Source organism: Syntrophotalea acetylenica (assembly GCF_001888165.1).
GTDB lineage: Bacteria > Desulfobacterota > Desulfuromonadia > Desulfuromonadales > Syntrophotaleaceae > Syntrophotalea > Syntrophotalea acetylenica.
This window is the reverse complement of the sequence record NZ_CP015455.1, coordinates 152,240-170,025: the sequence shown is the minus strand read 5'-3', so window position 1 is coordinate 170,025 and position 17,786 is coordinate 152,240. Positions and strand designations below refer to the sequence as shown.

Annotated in this window: 14 protein-coding genes; 5 read left to right on the top strand and 9 right to left on the bottom strand. The window is 60.6% G+C overall.

What is annotated here, in order from left to right:
• Positions 1-77 precede the first annotated feature (77 nt).
• The 5 genes from pdxA to nadA form a co-directional block, all read right to left on the bottom strand.
• Positions 78-1,085 carry a 4-hydroxythreonine-4-phosphate dehydrogenase PdxA gene (gene pdxA, locus A6070_RS00820; RefSeq protein WP_072288064.1) on the bottom strand — a complete coding sequence of 336 codons (1,008 nt, stop codon included), beginning with the start codon at positions 1,083-1,085 and terminating at the stop codon, positions 78-80.
• Positions 1,086-1,090: 5 nt separating this feature from the next.
• Entirely contained in the window at positions 1,091-2,038 is a 948-nt protein-coding gene (locus tag A6070_RS00815) for a SurA N-terminal domain-containing protein (protein ID WP_072286625.1), read from the bottom strand.
• Between the two features lie 62 nt (positions 2,039-2,100).
• Positions 2,101-3,063, bottom strand: a complete 963-nt coding sequence (locus tag A6070_RS00810) for a peptidylprolyl isomerase (protein WP_158513995.1) — start codon at positions 3,061-3,063, stop codon at positions 2,101-2,103.
• A 69-nt stretch (positions 3,064-3,132) separates the two neighbouring features.
• Positions 3,133-6,618, bottom strand: a complete 3,486-nt coding sequence (gene mfd, locus A6070_RS00805) for a transcription-repair coupling factor (RefSeq protein WP_072286623.1) — start codon at positions 6,616-6,618, stop codon at positions 3,133-3,135.
• A 63-nt stretch (positions 6,619-6,681) separates the two neighbouring features.
• A complete protein-coding gene (gene nadA / locus A6070_RS00800; protein ID WP_072286622.1) occupies positions 6,682-7,596 on the bottom strand; it encodes a quinolinate synthase NadA in 915 nt (304 codons plus the stop codon).
• Positions 7,597-7,782: 186 nt separating this feature from the next.
• Here nadA and A6070_RS16625 point away from each other — a divergent pair, with 186 nt between their 5' ends.
• Together A6070_RS16625 and tatC are read left to right on the top strand one after the other, a co-directional pair.
• Positions 7,783-8,052: a twin-arginine translocase TatA/TatE family subunit gene (locus tag A6070_RS16625; RefSeq protein WP_072286621.1), complete on the top strand. Its 270-nt coding sequence runs from the start codon at positions 7,783-7,785 to the stop codon at positions 8,050-8,052.
• On the top strand, positions 8,045-8,764 hold the full coding sequence (gene tatC / locus A6070_RS00790) for a twin-arginine translocase subunit TatC (RefSeq protein ID WP_072286620.1): 720 nt from the start codon (positions 8,045-8,047) through the stop codon (positions 8,762-8,764). The genes A6070_RS16625 and tatC overlap by 8 nt, the downstream gene beginning before the upstream one ends.
• A gap of 5 nt (positions 8,765-8,769) precedes the next feature.
• On the opposite strand, the gene A6070_RS15860 is transcribed toward tatC, so the two are convergent.
• Positions 8,770-9,078: a hypothetical protein gene (locus tag A6070_RS15860; RefSeq protein ID WP_072501919.1), complete on the bottom strand. Its 309-nt coding sequence runs from the start codon at positions 9,076-9,078 to the stop codon at positions 8,770-8,772.
• A gap of 2 nt (positions 9,079-9,080) precedes the next feature.
• Between A6070_RS15860 and A6070_RS00780 the strand changes: the two genes are divergently transcribed.
• The 3 genes from A6070_RS00780 to A6070_RS00770 are packed head-to-tail and all read left to right on the top strand — an operon-like array spanning position 9,081 to position 12,199.
• The gene (locus tag A6070_RS00780) at positions 9,081-10,415 is read left to right on the top strand and encodes a GGDEF domain-containing protein (RefSeq protein WP_236718934.1); all 1,335 of its coding nucleotides are present in this window, start codon (positions 9,081-9,083) and stop codon (positions 10,413-10,415) included.
• Complete coding sequence (locus tag A6070_RS00775; protein ID WP_235605481.1) at positions 10,416-11,408, top strand: ABC transporter ATP-binding protein; 993 nt, start codon at positions 10,416-10,418, stop codon at positions 11,406-11,408.
• Entirely contained in the window at positions 11,405-12,199 is a 795-nt protein-coding gene (locus A6070_RS00770; RefSeq protein WP_072286618.1) for an ABC transporter permease, read from the top strand. The genes A6070_RS00775 and A6070_RS00770 overlap by 4 nt, the downstream gene beginning before the upstream one ends.
• Before the next feature lie 129 nt (positions 12,200-12,328).
• On the opposite strand, the gene uvrB is transcribed toward A6070_RS00770, so the two are convergent.
• The 3 genes from uvrB to A6070_RS00755 form a co-directional block, all read right to left on the bottom strand.
• Positions 12,329-14,332, bottom strand: a complete 2,004-nt coding sequence (gene uvrB, locus A6070_RS00765) for an excinuclease ABC subunit UvrB (protein ID WP_072288062.1) — start codon at positions 14,330-14,332, stop codon at positions 12,329-12,331.
• Positions 14,333-14,460: 128 nt separating this feature from the next.
• A complete protein-coding gene (gene cysS, locus A6070_RS00760; RefSeq protein WP_072286617.1) occupies positions 14,461-15,906 on the bottom strand; it encodes a cysteine--tRNA ligase in 1,446 nt (481 codons plus the stop codon).
• A gap of 43 nt (positions 15,907-15,949) precedes the next feature.
• Positions 15,950-17,698, bottom strand: coding sequence for a glutamine--tRNA ligase/YqeY domain fusion protein (locus tag A6070_RS00755; protein ID WP_072286616.1), 1,749 nt, complete (start codon positions 17,696-17,698; stop codon positions 15,950-15,952).
• Between the last annotated feature and the right edge of the window lie 88 nt (positions 17,699-17,786).

Here is a 17,786-nt window from a genome sequence, read left to right as displayed (position 1 = left end):
CATCGGCGGCCCACCTGCGGCACTCACCCGAAATGGGCGGACACGCAGGGCTGCCGGCACAGCCGCAAGGCGGGCGGTTACAGCCCCGCAGGGGCCATCCGGGCGGCCATTTTCACCGCCTCGACCAGACTGCGGCAATCCGCCTTGCCGGTGCCGGCCAGATCGTAGGCCGTGCCGTGGTCGACCGAGGTGCGGATGATGGGCAGGCCCAGCGTCGTATTGACGCCGTCCTCGAAATGCAGCAGCTTCAGCGGAATCAGCCCCTGGTCGTGATACATGCAGATGACCGCGTCGTAGTCGCCGCGAACGGCGAAATGGAACAGGGCATCGGCACTGTGGGGGCCGCTGGCGCTGATGCCAAGGCGGCGCGCCGCGTCGATGGCCGGGGCGATGATGCGGGATTCCTCGTCGCCGAAACGGCCGCCTTCCCCGGCATGGGGATTGAGGGCCAGCACTGCCAGACGCGGCCGGGAGCAAGCGAAAAAGCGGCGGAAGGCAGCATCGGCAATACGTATGGTGGAAAGAATTTCGTCACGATTCAGCGCCGCGGGGACATCCCTGATGGCCAGATGGGTCGTGACCAGGCAGACCTTGAGGCGGCTGCCGCCGAGCATCATCACCACCTTGTCGACCTTGCAGCGGCGGGCCAGCAGCTCGGTGTGACCGGGCGCGTCGCAACCGGCGGCCAGAATCGCCTGCTTGTTGATGGGCCCTGTGATCATGGCTGCCGCCTCCCCGGCAAGGCAGCGGTCGCAGGCCCAGGTGATGTAATCGAGCATGGCCCGACCGCAGGCCGCATCCGGCCGGCCAGCGACCAGCTGCCCGGCAGGCAGGCGCGACAGGGCGCGGATCGCCATCCGCCGGCCCTTGCCAACCAGCATGTGGCTGGCCGGTCCCTCGCGGCTTTCGGTCAGAACGCAGTCGGCATCATACAGGCAGGCCGCCCGGTGCAGAATCCCCGGGTCCCCGGCTGTCAGCAGGGGACGATTTACCGTCTCGAAATGACCTTCGAGCCAGGCCCTCGCGATAATTTCCGGACCGACACCCGTCGGATCGCCCATGGTCAGGATCAAGGGCTGGCGCATGACGCTCACAGACGTTTCTCGATATCGGCACTGTCACGCAGATTCCGGGTCCACTCGGAAAGGGCTGAGGCGCGTTTGTCTTCCAGCAGCTTGTCTCTGATCTGGTCCCTGACCGATTCGAAGGTGCGGGTTTCGCCGGTGCTGCGTTCTTCCAGGCGCAGGATATGGAATCCCTCGGCGGTTTCGATGACGCCGGAAACCTGGCCAGCCGAAAGGTCACTGACTGCCCGGTTAAAGCTGTCGCTCAGGGTGCCTTCGGGGATCTCCCCCATATCGCCGCCATCCACCCCGGGGGTCGTGGCATGCTGCATCAGGATCTCATGGAAATCCTTCCCCTCAAGCAGCTCGTTGCGGGCCGCTTCGGCTCTGCCGCGCATGGCCTCGACCTCCGCGAAACCGTGCCCGGCGGTGAGTCGGAAGGTCATGCGGCTCAGGCGGATATAGGGTTCGGTGCGAAAATCCTCCATATGGGCGCGATAGTAATCGCGCATTTCCGCATTGGTGACCTCGACCTGGCCCTGGATCTCCCGGCCGACAAGCTTGAAATTGAGCAACTGCTGGCGCAGGCGCTCGCGATATGTCTCAAACGTCATTCCCTGGGCGACCAGCGCCTCCTGGAGTTGTTCGCGGGTGATATTGTTCTGTGCCTGAACATCGTTGATCGCCTGCTCTATGTCCTGCTCCGAGACCCGCAGGCCGAGCTTTTCGATGCGCTGGCGAAGCAGCAGATCCTCGATCATTTTGTCGAGGATCTTGCCGCGCAGCGCGTCCCTCTGGGTTGCCGAAACCTCGTCCTGGCCCTCGGCGGCGAGCAGAGTGTCGACTTCCCGATCAAGCTGGGCGGTGGTGATGATGTCCTGGTTGACAATCGCGGCAATGCGGCTGATGGTTTCGGCCGCCAGCGGCGTAGCGGCCAGCATCAGCGCGGCGGCTATAAGAAAAAAATGTTTCATGAGTGCCGTTCCTCGCAATGGGTTCAGGGTGTCTTGTTTCGGAAGATTCAGCAGAAAACAGGTTACAACAAGGCCCAGTCGACTTCAATAGAGGCCTTTTGCCGCAGGGTCTGCAGCCATTCCTGATACAGACGTTCTTCCTGTTGCCGACTCAGCAGGGCGACGATCTCCTGGCGTACCGTTTCCAGCGCGGGCTGCGAAGGGGGCCGATGCGCCTCGACCAGGAAAATGTGGTAGCCATACTCGGTTTTGACCAGATCGCTGACATGACCAACAGGCAGACCGAATACCGCGGCATCAAATGCTTCGGGCATTTCACCCCGTGCGAAAAGCCCGAGATCTCCGCCCTGTGCGGCATCGGGGGAAACGGAATAACGACGCGCCGCTTCGTCAAAAGGCAGGCCCTGGCGCAACATCCCGAGGACCTTGCGACCCTGGGTCTCATCCGCAACGGTAATCTGCCGGGCCCTTACCTGTTCGGGACGTGAAAAACTCTGCCGGTTGGCCTCGAAGTAAGCGGAAATGTCTGTTTCGTCGACCTTGATCTTGTCTCTGATCATCCGCTGCAGCACTTTTTCGACCAGCAGCTCTTCCTGCAGCAACTGTTTCCACGCATCGGCCGAAAGACCCTTTTTGGCCAGTGTCCGTTCAAATTCGCCGGGCGGATATTGACCAAGATGGTTTTGCACCGCTTTCCCCAACTCCCGGGCGGAAACGCTCAGATGCAGGTTGGCGGCTTCGCCCAGTAGCAACTGGTGGTCGATCAGTTGCGCCAGAAAGGATCGTCTCAGGGCCTGCTCCTCCTGTTCCGGAAGAGCGCGGTCCCTGGGCAGAAGCTGCTCGAACTCATGCTGAAACCGCTCCAGCGAAACCGTGCGGTCGTTAACCGTCAACAGCACCTGGGAAGGCAGCTTTTCCGGACTGCTGCAGGCCGCCGGCAGCAAAAAAAACAACAGGGCAAGGGCGTAAAACCCCCGGCAGGGATTCCCGCGAACGGCGTGCCTGGCAAATGCAACAGATTTCATCGGCTCATCCGACAGGGAAAGGGCGACCGGCATGACCCGGAGCGCATCAGGCTGCAAACGCTAACATAGCTAAACAAGGCCATGCAACGCCTTTCTGGCTTCATCGAGAGCCCCCTCGGCAGGGATTCGCCCGAGCCGTACCGCAAGACGGAAATCGGGTGAAAAGCTGTATTTTCTGGCATCCCGATCCAGCAAGGCGATGATTTTTTCAGGAGCCACAGGGGTGTCTTCCGCAAAAGCCAGAGTCAGAGAGTGCCCGTCATAATCGGCGGAGAGAATGCGCAGCTGCTTGAGCATGACCCGCAACTTCATGACCTCCAGAAGCAGCAAAGCCGGGTCGGGCAAAGCTCCGAAACGGTCGCGCAGTTCATCGGCCAGGGCGTAGAGCGAAGCTTCATCCTCGGCGCAGGCCAATTGCTTGTAAAACACCAGCCGCTGGTTGGGATCGGGAAGATATTTTTCCGGAAAAAACGCGGAAAGGCCGAGGCGGATTTCCGGATCGATGCGGTTTTCGCGCTGCTGGCCCTTGAGTTCGGCGATAGTGTCCTCCAGCAGTTCGGCATACATCTCGAAACCGATGGCGGCAATCTGTCCGGATTGTTTGGGACCGAGCAGGTCGCCGGCGCCACGCAGTTCCAGATCGTGGCTGGCGATGCGGAATCCGGCACCGAGTTCGGTCAGTTCGGTGAGCACCCGCAGCCGCTCGCGGGCCTCATGGGTCAGGGCGCTTTCTCCGGGGATCAGCAGATAGGCATAGGCGCGGACATGGGAACGTCCGACCCGGCCGCGCAACTGATAAAGCTGAGCCAGACCAAAACAGTCGGCCCGGTTGACGATAATGGTGTTGACCCGCGGAATGTCCAGGCCGTTTTCAATGATGGTGCTGCAGACCAGCACGTTGGTCCTGCCTTCAATAAAATCCATCATGACCGTTTCCAGTGCCTTTTCGGTCATCTGGCCGTGGCCGACGGCGATTTTCGCCTCGGGAACCAGATTCTGGAGAAATTCGGCCATGGCACCGATGCTCTGGACGCGGTTATGAACGAAGAACACCTGGCCGCCGCGGCGCAGCTCGTTGAGGATCGCCTGACGGATCAGGTCGTCGTCGAAACGGCTGACATAGGTGCGGATCGCCTGGCGGTCGACAGGCGGCGTATCGATGACCGACAGATCGCGCAGCCCCAGCAGGCTCATATGCAGGGTTCTGGGAATAGGGGTAGCGGTCAATGTCAGCAGATCGACTTCGGCCCGCAGTTTTTTCAGCCTCTCTTTGTGAGTGACGCCGAAACGCTGCTCCTCGTCGACAATCAGCAACCCCAGGTTTTTAAAGCGCACATCGCGCTGCAGCAGCCGGTGCGTGCCGATGAGGATATCGATCTTGCCGTCGGCGGTCCGCGCCAGAATCTGTTTCTGGTCGGCGGCGCTGTTCAGCCGCGACAGGGAAGCGACGGAAACCGGCGCATTTTCCAGGCGCTCGGCGAAGGTCTGGCCATGCTGGCGGGCCAGAATCGTGGTTGGCACCAGCACCGCGACCTGTTTACCGTCCAGTGCCGCTTTGTAGGCGGCGCGGATGGCGACTTCGGTCTTTCCGTAGCCGACGTCCCCACAGATGACCCGGTCCATGGGGCGCGGCGCCTGCATATCCGCCAGCACCTCGTTGATCGCAGCCAGCTGATCGGGGGTTTCCTCGTAAGGAAAAGCGGCCTCGAATTCCCGGAACATGGCATCCGGTGGCGAAAAACGGAAGCCCTCGTGCATTTCGCGCCGTGCGTAGATCTGCAGCAGTTCGCGGGCCAGCTCCTCGACCGCCGCGCGGGCCTTGAGCCTGGCTTTTTCCCAGGCGCCTCCGCCCATGCGGTCAAGGCGCGGCGCGGCACCCTCAACCCCGACATACTTCTGAATCTTCTCGATGCGCTCCACCGGCAGATACAGGCGGTCCTTGCCGGCATATTCCAGGTGCAGGAAATCCCCCTCGGCTCCCTGCAGGCACAGATGCCGCAACCCCTGGTAGCGACCGATTCCGTGATCGGCATGCACCACCAGATCACCTTCGCGCAGTTCGGCCAGAGAGGACAGGCGCGCTTTGGCCCGCGCCTCGGCGGCCCCGCTGCGGCGGGTGCGCTGGCCGAAAATCTCTTCTTCGGTGACCACCGCAAGCCGTTCCTCAGGCAGACGGAAGCCAACAGACAGATCGCCCAGGGTAATCACCGGGTGCCCGGGCCGCAGAGCGGAAACCGCAACATCCGGCAGCAGCGGCAGATCCAGACCGCGACCCGCCAGCAGGGACCGCAGGCGATCGGCCTGCCCCTGTTGATGACAGACCAGCAGCAGGCGCCAGGCGTCCTGTTGCCAGGCGAGTATGCGGTCGGCCAGCTGCGCGGCGAGGCCGCCATCCTGCTGTTGCCGGCTGCGCAGGTCGGCGTTGCCATCGGTGCGAAACACCAGCTGCACAGGCGCCTCTTCCAGGTGATACAGCCGCATGGAAGGGATGTCGAGACGTGGCATGCCCCGCAACCGACGATCCATCTCATCGCCTGTCAGGTACAGAGCCTCTCCCGGCAGGTACAGTTCGCCGCGGTCCGCCAGACGGGCTTCGCCCTCGCGAACCTCATCGTCGAGATGGTCTTTCTCCTGGGCGATGGCCGACGGATCGAGGCACACCAGCCGTCCGCCGGGCAGCGCATAATCAAAGATACTGTCCAGACCGTTGTAGCACAGCGGCATAAGAAAGCTGTGCCCCGGTCCCAGCAAGCCCTCGCGCGCCTCTTCCAGAAGGGCTTCTCTAAGGGGGCGGGCAAGCCCCAGACTGTCGGCGCGCTGCTTGAGGTTGCGCGCGAAATTGTCCAGGTACTCGCCGGCCAGGATCATTTCCCGCGCGGGCAGCAGTTCCAGCGCCGGGATTTTCTCGCCGCGCGAACGTTGGCTGATCGGATCGAAGGGGCGCATGCGCTCGATCTGGTCGCCGAAAAACTCGATGCGCACCGGTTCCCTGGAAGCCGGGGGAAAAAGATCCAGAAGATCGCCGCGCACCGAAAAGGTGCCGGGATCCTCCACCAGCGGTACGGGATGGTAACCAAGGTCGGCAAGGCGCGACAACAGCGTTTCCCGGGGATGGTGCTCGTTTTCCCGCAGGCAGCCGCGCAAGCGGGCCAGAATGGGACGCGGCATAACCCGTTGCATGGCTGAGCGCACGGTCAGCACCAGAGCCCGGGCACGCCCGTCGGCGAGGACCGCCAGCGCCGCCAGTCGTGCTGCCTCCACCCCTGGATGAGGCAGCAGGGCTTCATAGGGACGCATTTCCCAATGCGGGAGGCAGACAACCTGGCCGGGATTGCCGAGGTAGAAACCAAGATCGGCCGCCATGCGGGTGGCCTGTTCCGGGCTGGCGGCAAGAATCAGTAGCGGCTCAGGGCTATCGGCCAGCAGACGCGCCAGCACAAAGGCGCTGCTGCTGCCGGTCATGCCGAGCAGCTCGGCACGGGGCACATCGTTCAGGGCGCGAGATAATTCTTCCAGGGCCGGATGCCGGTCCATATGGAGGTCAGCAGGTTTCATGCTTCAAAAAGAGAGGGGCGCTGCAACTGCGCCCCGTCCCGTAAAAAAAATGTATCGGTTTGCTCAGTCACGCGGCACCGCCAGCATGCGCTCCAGCGCCCGGCGGGCCTTGTCGGCGGTTTCCGGGGGAACCGTTACCCTCGGCGACATGGATTGCAGGCAAGCCAGCACATCCTCGAGAGTGATGTATTTCATGGTTTTGCAGAAGAGCAGACTGTTGGGCATGATGAACTGCTTGTCGGGGTTTTCCTTGCGCAACCGGTAAAGGATACCCTGCTCCGTGCCGAGAATGAATTTTTTCGCCGGGCTTTTGCGAACATAATCGATCATGCCGCTGGTGGAGGCCACATGATCGGCCATCGCCAGGATCTGCGGCCGGCATTCCGGATGCGCCAGGAACAAGGCGTCGGGATGGGCCTGTTTGGCGGCCAGCACGTCTTCCTCGGGCACCTGGTCGTGATGCGGACAGTAGCCTTCCCAGAAATAGCACTTTTTGTCGGTGTTCGCGGCAATGTAACGGCCCAGATTGCGATCCGGAACCAGGATGACCTCGGCCGCATCCAGTGAATTGACCACCGCCACGGCGTTGGCGCTGGTACAACAGATGTCGCTCTCGGCCTTGACCGCGGCGCTCGAGTTTACGTAGGTCACCACCGGACGGCCGGGAAGTCGGGCTTTCATGGCCCGCAATGCATCCACCTCGACCATGTCGGCCATGGGGCATCCGGCGTCGCTGCGGGGCAACAACACGGTTTTGCCCGGTGCCAGAATGGCGGCGCTCTCCGCCATAAAATGCACACCACACAAAACAATCACCTGTCGGTCGGTGTGCGCCGCCTCGATCGCCATGGCCAGCGAGTCACCGGCCACGTCGGCAATCTCCTGAATTTCGTCACGCTGGTAGAAATGCGCCATGATCAGCGCGTTGCGCTCTTTGGCCAGACGCCGGATTTCATCCTTGAGTTGTCCCGATTCCATTCGCAGCCCTTTCCTTCAGGGGGTAAACACTGTTATAATGGGGCGCATCATAGTGTAAAACCCCTTGTTTGTCAAACCTTTACCGCTTCGACTCTCTTGACAGCCGGAGCGTTTGCGGCTATTGTCAGGTTGCGCCGATAAATCGGCTACTTTCGACTTTCGTGACCAAGAAAAGAGGTTTCCCGCATGTTCAATATCGGTCCCACCGAACTGCTGCTCATTTTGGCCCTGGCCCTGATCATTCTCGGGCCACGACGCCTTCCGGAGCTGGCCCGAGGCCTGGGCAAGGGGCTGGCCGAATTCAAGCGCGCCACCCGCGAATTGCATGAAGAAGCGGACGATGCGTTTACTGTCCAACAAACGCCGCCCGAAAGCACTGTCGACCAACCGGTCGCCTTGAGCGACACTTCCGATGCACCCCGCCCGCCGAAGGATTCCTCACCCGGTCATGGTTGATCAACCCCTGGTCAGTCATCTTGAAGAGTTGCGGCGCCGTCTGATTTGGTCGGGCGGTGCCTGGCTGCTTGCCACAGTGATCTGTTATGTCTTTGCCGAGACCTTGTTCCAGATCATTTCCGCCCCTTTGCGTCAGGCGCTGCCGGCCGGGAGTTCCCTGGTTTTTATCCAGGCGACCGAACCTTTCTTCACCTATGTGAAACTGGCGGCCATGGCCGGCCTGCTTGCCAGCCTGCCGGTGATTTTCTGGCAGCTATGGGCGTTTGTCGCGCCTGGGCTTTATCCTGGCGAAAAACGTCTGGCGGTACCCTTTGTCGTGGCCAGCAGCGCGTGCTTCGCTATCGGCACCTGGTTTGGCTTCGGCTTTGCCTTTCCCATGGTGTTTCGTTTTCTCATCGGCTACGGCACCGGCATCGGCAACATCAGCGCCATGCTGTCCATGGGCGGATACCTTTCCCTTTCCTGTCGTCTGCTGCTGGCCTTTGGGCTAATCTTCGAGCTGCCGATCATTATCTTTTTCCTGGCCCGTCTCGGCCTGGTCGATCATATCTGGCTCGCGCGCCGGCGCCGCCTGGCGGTGCTGCTGGCGTTTGTCATCGGCGCCATCCTGACGCCCCCCGACATCATTTCCCAGACAGCGATCGCCGGTCCTTTTGTTGTCCTTTATGAACTCGGCATTCTTGTGGCGCGATTTGCCGCAAGACGCGACTGACACCGCTAGCGATAAGAACGGGCAGGTAGATGAGCAAGGGGTTGCGTTTCACGATGGTGCTGACCGTACTGCTGGGCATGAGCCTGGCGGTACTTGCTCCCTTGCGCCTGCGCCACCTCGAACAGCGCGAACTGCGCTCCGATTTTCAGCATGAACTCGACGCCAGGGCGGTGGACCTGGAGCGGGAGCTGCACCTGAACCTGGAAGTGCTGTTCGCCTTTAAAAACCTTTTCATCGCCTCCCGGCAGGTGGAAAAAAAGAGTTTCACGCCGCAGCCGAAGAGGCCATCGCACGGCATCCGGGGATTCGCGCATTGGTGTGGGTCCCTTATATTGAGGCACCGCAGCGTGCAGCCTTCGAAGCCTCGATACGGGCCGAAGACCCGACCTTTTGCCTGTTCGAACTCTCTGCGCAGGGCCAACCGCGGGTGGCCCCTTCGCGTCGTGCCCATTATCCCATCCTGCACGTGAAAACCACCTTTCCACAGGAACCGCTGATCGGGCTGGACCTGGGCGGAGACCCGGCCTTTTTACGCCTGCTTGACGCTTTACCGGCGCAGGGCTCGGTCCTGGTGGCTGGCCATGCCGGCCTGACTGTCTGGCCGCAACTGAACGAGGGATTGCTCGGAATTCTGCCCGTCTACGAAGCTCACTCGCCCGGTGCAGTGAACCGGCGGGATCGGCTGCGCGGCGTCATGGTCGGCCTGTTCGATTTCGCCACGCTGCTCCAACGCGCCGACTGGTCGGACTTCCGGTCGCTTTTTATGGCGAGCCTGGTCAACATGGACCCCATCGGAGGCCACACCGAACTGTTCGCTTATCAGCAGCAGCCGCATTCGGACCGTCCCGCGGACGTGTCCTTTGCGCGGGATCTCAAGCTCCTCGGCAACATGCGCTGGCGGCTGCTGGCCCTACCGACCGGCGGCTACTTTCAAAGCCGGCGGAGCGTGGTGCCATGGATGTTCGTGCTGGCCGGCCTCGTGGTTGCCCTGGCGCTGCCACTGTATATGTGGCTGATGGCCCGGCACACCGCAGCCGTCGAGGCGCTGGTAGCGCGTCGTACCCGGCAGCTGGACGAAGCGAACCGCAAACTTGCAAGTCTGTCCCTGACCGACGGCCTGACCGGCATCGCCAACCGCCGCTTTTTCGATGATCACCTCAACCAGGAATGGAAACGGGCACAACGGGAGGGACGGCCCCTGAGCCTGGTCATGGTGGACATCGATCACTTCAAGGCCTACAACGATTACTATGGACATCTGGCGGGGGATGATTGCCTGCAGCGCGTGGCGCGGACACTTGAAACCGTGGTGGCCCGGCCCGGGGACCTGGCCGCCCGTTACGGAGGGGAGGAATTCGCGCTGGTCCTTCCGGATACGGATAACGGCGCAAGGATTCTCGGGGAGCGCTGCCGGGCTGCCGTGGCGGATCTCCAGATCCCCCATCAGGCCTCGCCGCTGCTGCCTGTTGTCACGGTCAGTGTCGGTGTGGCAACCGCCATCCCCAGGCCAGGGAGCACTCCCGAGGAGTTGATCGTACGTGCCGACCAGGCTCTGTATCGCGCCAAATTACTGGGCCGCAACCAGGTTGTGACGGAGCCCGTCGGGCCGTACCGCCATGCCGAGGGGGCGCATGATACCGGCAGCGTCTGATTGGCTTCGGGGCGTGCCATTGCTTCGGCGGCCAATTGGCGCTATAGTGCCGCAATGACTTCCGCTCTCCATATCGAACATCTGCATAAATCTTTTGCCGGAGCGCCCGCGGTGCGGAATCTGTCGCTGACGGTACAGCCCGGCGAGATATTCGGTCTGCTCGGACCCAATGGGGCAGGCAAAAGCACCACGATCAACATGATCAGCGGCGTTTGCCGCATCGATAGCGGCCAGGTTCTGATCTTCGGGCATGACAATCGCTCCGAACGACGCCTCACCCGTCGCCTGGTAGGGGTTATGCACCAGGAAATCGTCACCGACAATTTTTTCACCATCGACCGCGCCCTGCGGATCCATTCGGGCTATTACGGTGTGCCGCGGGATGCCGACTGGTGCGAGCTGCTCATCGAGCGGCTGGGTCTGGGACCGCATCTGCACAAGTCCATGAACAAGCTGTCCGGCGGCCTCAAGCGACGCTTCATGGTCGCGAAGGCCATGATTCACAAGCCGCGCCTGCTGATCCTTGATGAACCAACTGCCGGTGTCGACGTGGAGCTTCGGCGCACCCTCTGGGATTTCGTGCGGGAAATCAACGCTGAAGGGGTCACGGTGCTGCTGACCACCCACTATCTGGAAGAGGCCGAGCAGATGTGCGAGCGCATCGCCATCATGAACCACGGGGACCTTATCGCCCTGGAAAAAACGCAGCAGTTGCTGGCAAGGATCGAAGGCCGATACCTGCATGTCACCCTGGAGCAGCCGTTGCACGAGGTCCCCGAGACGCTCGCAGATCTGCGTCCGGCGTTGCGGGACAACGGAAGCGCGCTGCGCCTGGTTATCGATGCAGAGCAGGGGGCAGGGGAGGTGTTGCGCCGCCTTGGCGATCTCGGCATGACCGTGAGAGATATCGAAACATCGCGGCCCGGCCTCGAAGAGGTCTTCCTGCATCTCACCGGCGCAAGACCCGACAACGGACAGGCAGGTGGCAAATGATGGAGCGGTTCCGGCAACCCGAACGTTTCGTCGCCTGGCTTCCCTTTGCAACCTTGCTGCAAAAGGAGGTTTTACGCTTTCTGCGGGTCTCTTTCCAGACGCTGCTGGCACCGATCGTGACCGCCTCGCTGTATCTGTTCGTATTCGGCGCCACGCTTGGAGAGCGCATTTCGGTGCTGGAAGGATTCAGCTATGCCCAGTTCGTCATTCCCGGCCTGATCCTTATGGGGGTGATCAGCAACAGTTTCGCCAATACTTCTTCATCCCTGTTCATTTCCCGCTACCTGGGCAATATTGTTGATTTGCTGGTCACACCCATCAGCGCACCCCAGTTCATTCTGGCCTATACTCTCGCCGCCATGCTGCGCGGGCTGCTGGTCGGCACGGCGGTGCTGATCATTTCGACTTTCTTTGCCGACCTGCCCTGGCAACATCCGGCCGCCGCTTTGGCCATGGCCGCTTTGGCGAGTTTCCTCTTCGCCCAGTTCGGCCTGGTGGCGGCGATTCACGCCAATACGTTTGACGCCTTGTCGATGTTCAACAATTTTCTCATTCTACCGCTGATCTATCTTGGCGGTGTTTTCTACCCGGTTTCGATCCTGCCGCCATTCTGGGAAGGACTGTCCCGCTTCAACCCGTTACTGTACCTTATCGACGGGTTTCGCCAGGCGGTCCTCGGGGTTGGCGACGTTCCTCTGCATATGGCCTTTCTCGTCTCTTTCCTGATGGCTGCGATCCTGTTTGCGTGGGCGGCGTTTCTCATTGCACGAGGCTACAAGCTGCGCCTGTAACCCGAGCAACCTCGCCTTGCCGAAAACCCGGAACAACGGGAGATTGGTCGAGATCATGACCACGCGTGTGAAGGTCAGGATTCTCAAGGAAGGCGGCGGCGAAACCTGAAAATTGCCGGCCCGCGGCTCCTACCCCTCGCCCCTTAACGCCAGTTCGAGTTTTTCCAGTTCCAGCATGCGGTCCCGAAGCGCCGCGGCTTTTTCGAATTCCAGCTCCGCGGCCGCCGCCAGCATTTCATCCCTGACGCGAATGACCTCGGCTTTTATATCCTGGGGCGTGTGGTAATCCTCCAGCGCCTCGGCGGCCAGGGGCAGCTCGACATAGTCCTTTTCGGCGATGTCCTCGAGAATGGAACGCATCGATTTTTTGACCGTCCGCGGCGTGATGCCATGCTTCGCATTGTAGTCCAGCTGGGCGGCGCGGCGGCGTTCGGTTTCGTCGATACATCTGCGCATGGAGCGGGTGATCTGATCGGCGTACATGATAACGTGGCCCTCTACATTGCGGGCGGCCCGACCGCAGGTCTGGATCAGGGAACGTTCCGAGCGCAAAAAACCTTCCTTGTCGGCATCCAGGATTGCCACCAGCGACACTTCGGGAATATCGAGACCTTCGCGCAGCAGATTGATGCCGACCAGCACATCGAACAGCCCCTGGCGCAAATCACGCAGGATCTGCACGCGCTCCACGGTATCGATATCGGAGTGCAGGTAGCGCACCTTGATGCCGAGCTCACCGAGGTAACCGGTAAGTTCCTCCGCCATGCGTTTGGTGAGGGTCGTAACCAGCACGCGCTCGTTGCGTTTGACGGTATGCCGGATCTCGTGGATGAGATCGTCCACCTGATCCTTGGCGGGGCGCACGACGATGGGCGGATCGACCAGCCCGGTAGGGCGGATAATCTGTTCCACCACCACCCCGTCGGCCTTGCGTAGTTCATAATCGGCCGGCGTGGCCGATACATAGACCGTCTGGATGCCCCTGGCTTCGAATTCCTCGAAGGTCAGGGGCCGGTTGTCGAGAGCGGAAGGCAGCCGGAACCCGTAACGCACCAGCGTCTCCTTGCGGGAACGGTCGCCCCGGTACATGGCGCCGATCTGGGAAACGGTAACGTGCGACTCGTCGATGAACAACAGGGCGTTATCGGGGAAATAGTCGAACAGGGTCGCCGGCGGCTGTCCGGCACGGCGGCCATCGAGAAACCGCGAATAGTTCTCGATTCCCTGGCAGTAGCCCATCTCCTCGATCATTTCGATGTCGAACATCGTACGTTGCTCGATGCGCTGGGCCTCCAGCAGCATGTCGTTGCCGCGGAACCAGACGATGCGCTCCTGCAGTTCGTCCTGGATCTCGCGGATGGCCCGATCCAGGGTCGGCCGGGTGGCGACATAGTGGCTGGCGGGGAACACCGTGGTACGCTCCAGCCGATCCAGAATCCTGCCGCGCAACGGATCGATTTCGCAGATGGCGTCGATCTCGTCTCCGAAAAATTCAATGCGCAGTGCCCGTTTTTCCTCGTAGGCGGGGAAAATTTCCACCGTATCACCGCGGACCCGGAAGGCGCCCCGGTGAAAATCGATATCGTTGCGCTCGTACTGGATTTCGATCAGGCGCTTGAGCAGGCTGTTACGGTCAAGCTGCATGCCCTTTTCCAGACGGATGAGCATGCCGTAATAGGCTTCGGGTGAACCGAGACCGTAGATACAGGACACCGAGGCGACGATCAACACATCGTTGCGGCTGAGCAGACTGCGGGTGGCGCTATGCCGCATCTTGTCGATTTCCTCATTGATGGAGGAATCTTTTTCGATGAAGGTGTCGGTGGTGGGGACGTAGGCCTCGGGCTGGTAATAATCGTAGTAGGAAACAAAATATTCGACCGCGTTGTCCGGAAACAGTTCCTTGAATTCTCCGTACAGTTGCGCCGCCAGGGTCTTGTTATGGGCCAGCACCAAGGTCGGGCGCTGCACCCTTGCCACCACGTTGGCCATGGTAAAGGTCTTGCCCGAACCGGTAACCCCGAGCAGCACCTGGTGACGGTCGCCCCGCCCGATGCCGGCAGCGAGTTCGTCGATGGCCTGCGGCTGATCGCCGCGTGGTTGATAGTCGGATTTGAGAACGAATCTGGCCATAATCGTGGAGTTTAAAACGTCCCGTGGAAAAAGAAAACCTGCTTTAACGGCAAACACACTGCGCATGACGCCAAAAAGGGCCATCCTGCCGAATGACCCTTTTCAATGCTTATGCAATATGCCTGCGGTCAGCGTACCTTCCAGGTCGTGCCCTGCGGTCCGTCCAGCAGCTGGATACCCTTGGCGGCCAGTTCATCGCGGATTTCGTCGGCACGGGTAAAGTCCTTGTTTTTACGGGCTACCTGCCGTTGGCGGATGAATTCCTCCATGTCTGCCTCGCTGTACCCCGTAGCCGTCAGGAGGGCGAGGTTCATCTGCCTGAGCCAGATGGCCGGGTCGGAGGCGAAAATGCCCAGTACCCCCCCGAGTTTCAGCAGGGTTTCGTAGAGAGCCCGAACCTCGGCGAGCTTTTCGCGATTTTTACGGAAGCCCTTTTCAGTGACCAGGCGGTTGATGGTGCGGACCGCCTCGAACAGGTGACCAATGGCGGCAGCGGTATTGAAATCGTCGTCCATCGCTTCGCGGAAGGCAGCTTCAAGGGTTTTGCCGGCCTCTGAAACGGAATCGCTTGCCGGACTGGCGTCCAGGACTTCCAAGGCGACCTGCAACGCCTCGTAAAACCGGCTAAGACCCAGCCGCGCTTCCTGCAGGTTCTGATCGGAGAAGTCGATGGGCGAGCGATAATGGGCGGTAAGGATGAAAAAGCGCAGCACCTCCGGATCGTAGCTTTTGAGAATATCCCGGATGGTGAAAAAATTGCCCAGCGACTTGCTCATCTTTTCCTGGTTGACATTGACGAAGCCGTTGTGCAGCCAGTATTTGACAAAGGGTTTGCCGGTGGCCCCTTCGCTCTGGGCGATTTCGTTTTCGTGATGGGGAAACACAAGGTCCTTGCCGCCGCCATGGATGTCAAAAGATTCGCCGAGATACTCCATCGCCATGGCGGAGCATTCGATGTGCCAGCCGGGGCGCCCCGGGCCCCAGGGGCTCTCCCAGGCCGGCTCGCCGGGCTTGGCGGCTTTCCAGAGGGCGAAATCCATGGGGTTGCGCTTCTGCTCACCGGGCGCGATACGGGCGCCGGAACGCATTTCATCCATATTGCGCTTGCTGAGCTTGAGGTAGGAGGGGAAATTCTCCACCGAAAAATAGACATCGCCGCCGGATTCGTAGGCGATGCCGCGCTCGATGAGCCTCTGAACCAGGGCAATGATGTGGTCGATATGATGGGTTGCCTTGGGCTGAACCGTCGGATCGGCGAGTCCGAGGCGCGCCATATCCTCATCAAAAGCCTGGATGAATTCGCCGGCCAGGTCATCGGACGTGATGCCCCGTTCGTTGGCGCGCTTGATGATTTTATCATCGACATCGGTGTAATTGCGCACATAGGTGACATCGTAGCCGATGAATTGCAGATACCGGTAGATGACATCGAAAACCACGTTGGCGCGGGCATGGCCGATATGGCAATAATCGTAAACGGTTACGCCGCAGACATACATGCCGACCTTGCCGGGTTGCAGCGGCTCGAAGACTTCCTTGCGGCCGGACATGGTATTGTAAACACGCAAACTCATGGTGAAGGTAGCTCCTTGGTTGGACGGGCGGGCAAGAGAGACGTCAGTCACCCCCGGCTTTGGCCCAGGAATCCCGCAGGGTCACGGTGCGATTGAAAACCGGTTTACCGGCCGTGAAATCGAAGCGGTCGGCACAGAAATAGCCAAGCCGCTCAAACTGATAACGGTTTTCTGGCTGCGCCTCGGCCAAGGACGGCTCCACCAGGCATTCGCCAAGCACCCGCAGCGAATCCGGATTGAGGTGGCTCTTGAAATCGACCTCTTTATCGCCGTCGGGGGCAGGAACATTGAACAGGCGGTCATACAGACGCACCTCGGTCTTGACGGCATGGGCCGCGGAGACCCAGTGCAAAGTCCCCTTGACCTTGCGTCCGTCGGGTGCCGAACCGCCGCGGGAGGCAGGATCGTAAGTGCAGCGCAATTCAATGATCTCGTTGCTGACCGGATCCCGCACCACCTCTTCGCAGCGAATCAGGTAAGCGTACTTGAGACGCACTTCGCGGCCGGGCGCCAGGCGGAAAAACTTTTTCGGCGGATCTTCCATAAAATCTTCCCGCTCGATATAGAGTACCCTGGAAAAAGGCACCTTTCTGGTGCCCATTTCCGGAAGGTTGGGATGATTGGGCGCCTCGAATTCGTCCACCTGCCCTTCCGGATAGTTGTCGATGACGACGCGCAGAGGATCGAGCACCGCCATGGCGCGGGGTGTTGTGCGGTCGAGATCTTCGCGCACGCAGTACTCCAGGAAGCCCATGTCGACGCAGCTGTCCTTTTTTGACACGCCGATGCGCTCACAGAAGTTACGGATCGCCGCCGGCGTGAAGCCGCGGCGCCGCAGCCCGGCAAGGGTCGGCATACGCGGATCATCCCATCCCTGGACGTATTCGCCGTTGACCAGCTCCAGCAGTTTGCGTTTGCTCATCACCGTGTAGTTGATGTTGAGACGGGCGAACTCGATCTGCCGGGGATGATGGATGCCCAGCTGATCGATGAACCAGTCGTACAGGGGACGATGCGCCTCAAACTCCAGGGTACAGATGGAATGGGTGATTCCTTCAAGGGAGTCGGATTGCCCATGGGTAAAGTCGTACATGGGATAGATGCACCACCGGTTGCCGGTGCGGTGATGTTCGGCATGCAGAATGCGGTACATGACCGGATCGCGCAGGTTCAGATTGGGCGAGGCCATGTCGATTTTTGCACGCAACACCCTGCTGCCATCCGCAAACTCGCCGTTTTTCATCGCCTGGAACAGCGCCAGATTTTCTTCCACGGAACGGTCGCGGCAGGGACTGTTGCGACCGGGCTCGGTGAGCGTGCCCCGATAGGCGCGGATCTGTTCCGCCGACAGGTCATCGACATAGGCCTTGCCGGCTTCGATAAGCCGAATCGCCCAGCGATAAAGCTGCTCGAAGTAATCCGAGGCGTAATACTCGTGTGCTCCCCAGTCGAAACCGAGCCAGCGCACGGTCTCCTTGATGGAATCGATATACTCCTGCTCTTCTTTGGTCGGATTGGTATCGTCGAAGCGCAAATGACAGCGGCTGCCTCCCGGAGCCCCGGCATAGTCCCGGGCCAAGCCGAAATTCAGGCAGATGCTCTTGGCGTGACCGATATGCAGATAACCGTTCGGTTCCGGCGGAAACCGGGTGACCACGCAGCCGTCGTTCTTGTTCTGACGCAGATCGGCATCGATAATCGCCCGGATGAAATTCGTCGGCGCAGCGGATTCCGATGCGTCGACAGCAGGTTTTGTGTGATCGGCGGTTTCCTTGGAACCCTTGTCCGACATGGGGATACCTCGTAGTACAGGAGAAAAGAATTGCAGCGGGTTAAAAAAACGACCTTCCGAAGAAAGGTCGCAAATTTACAGGCAAAAA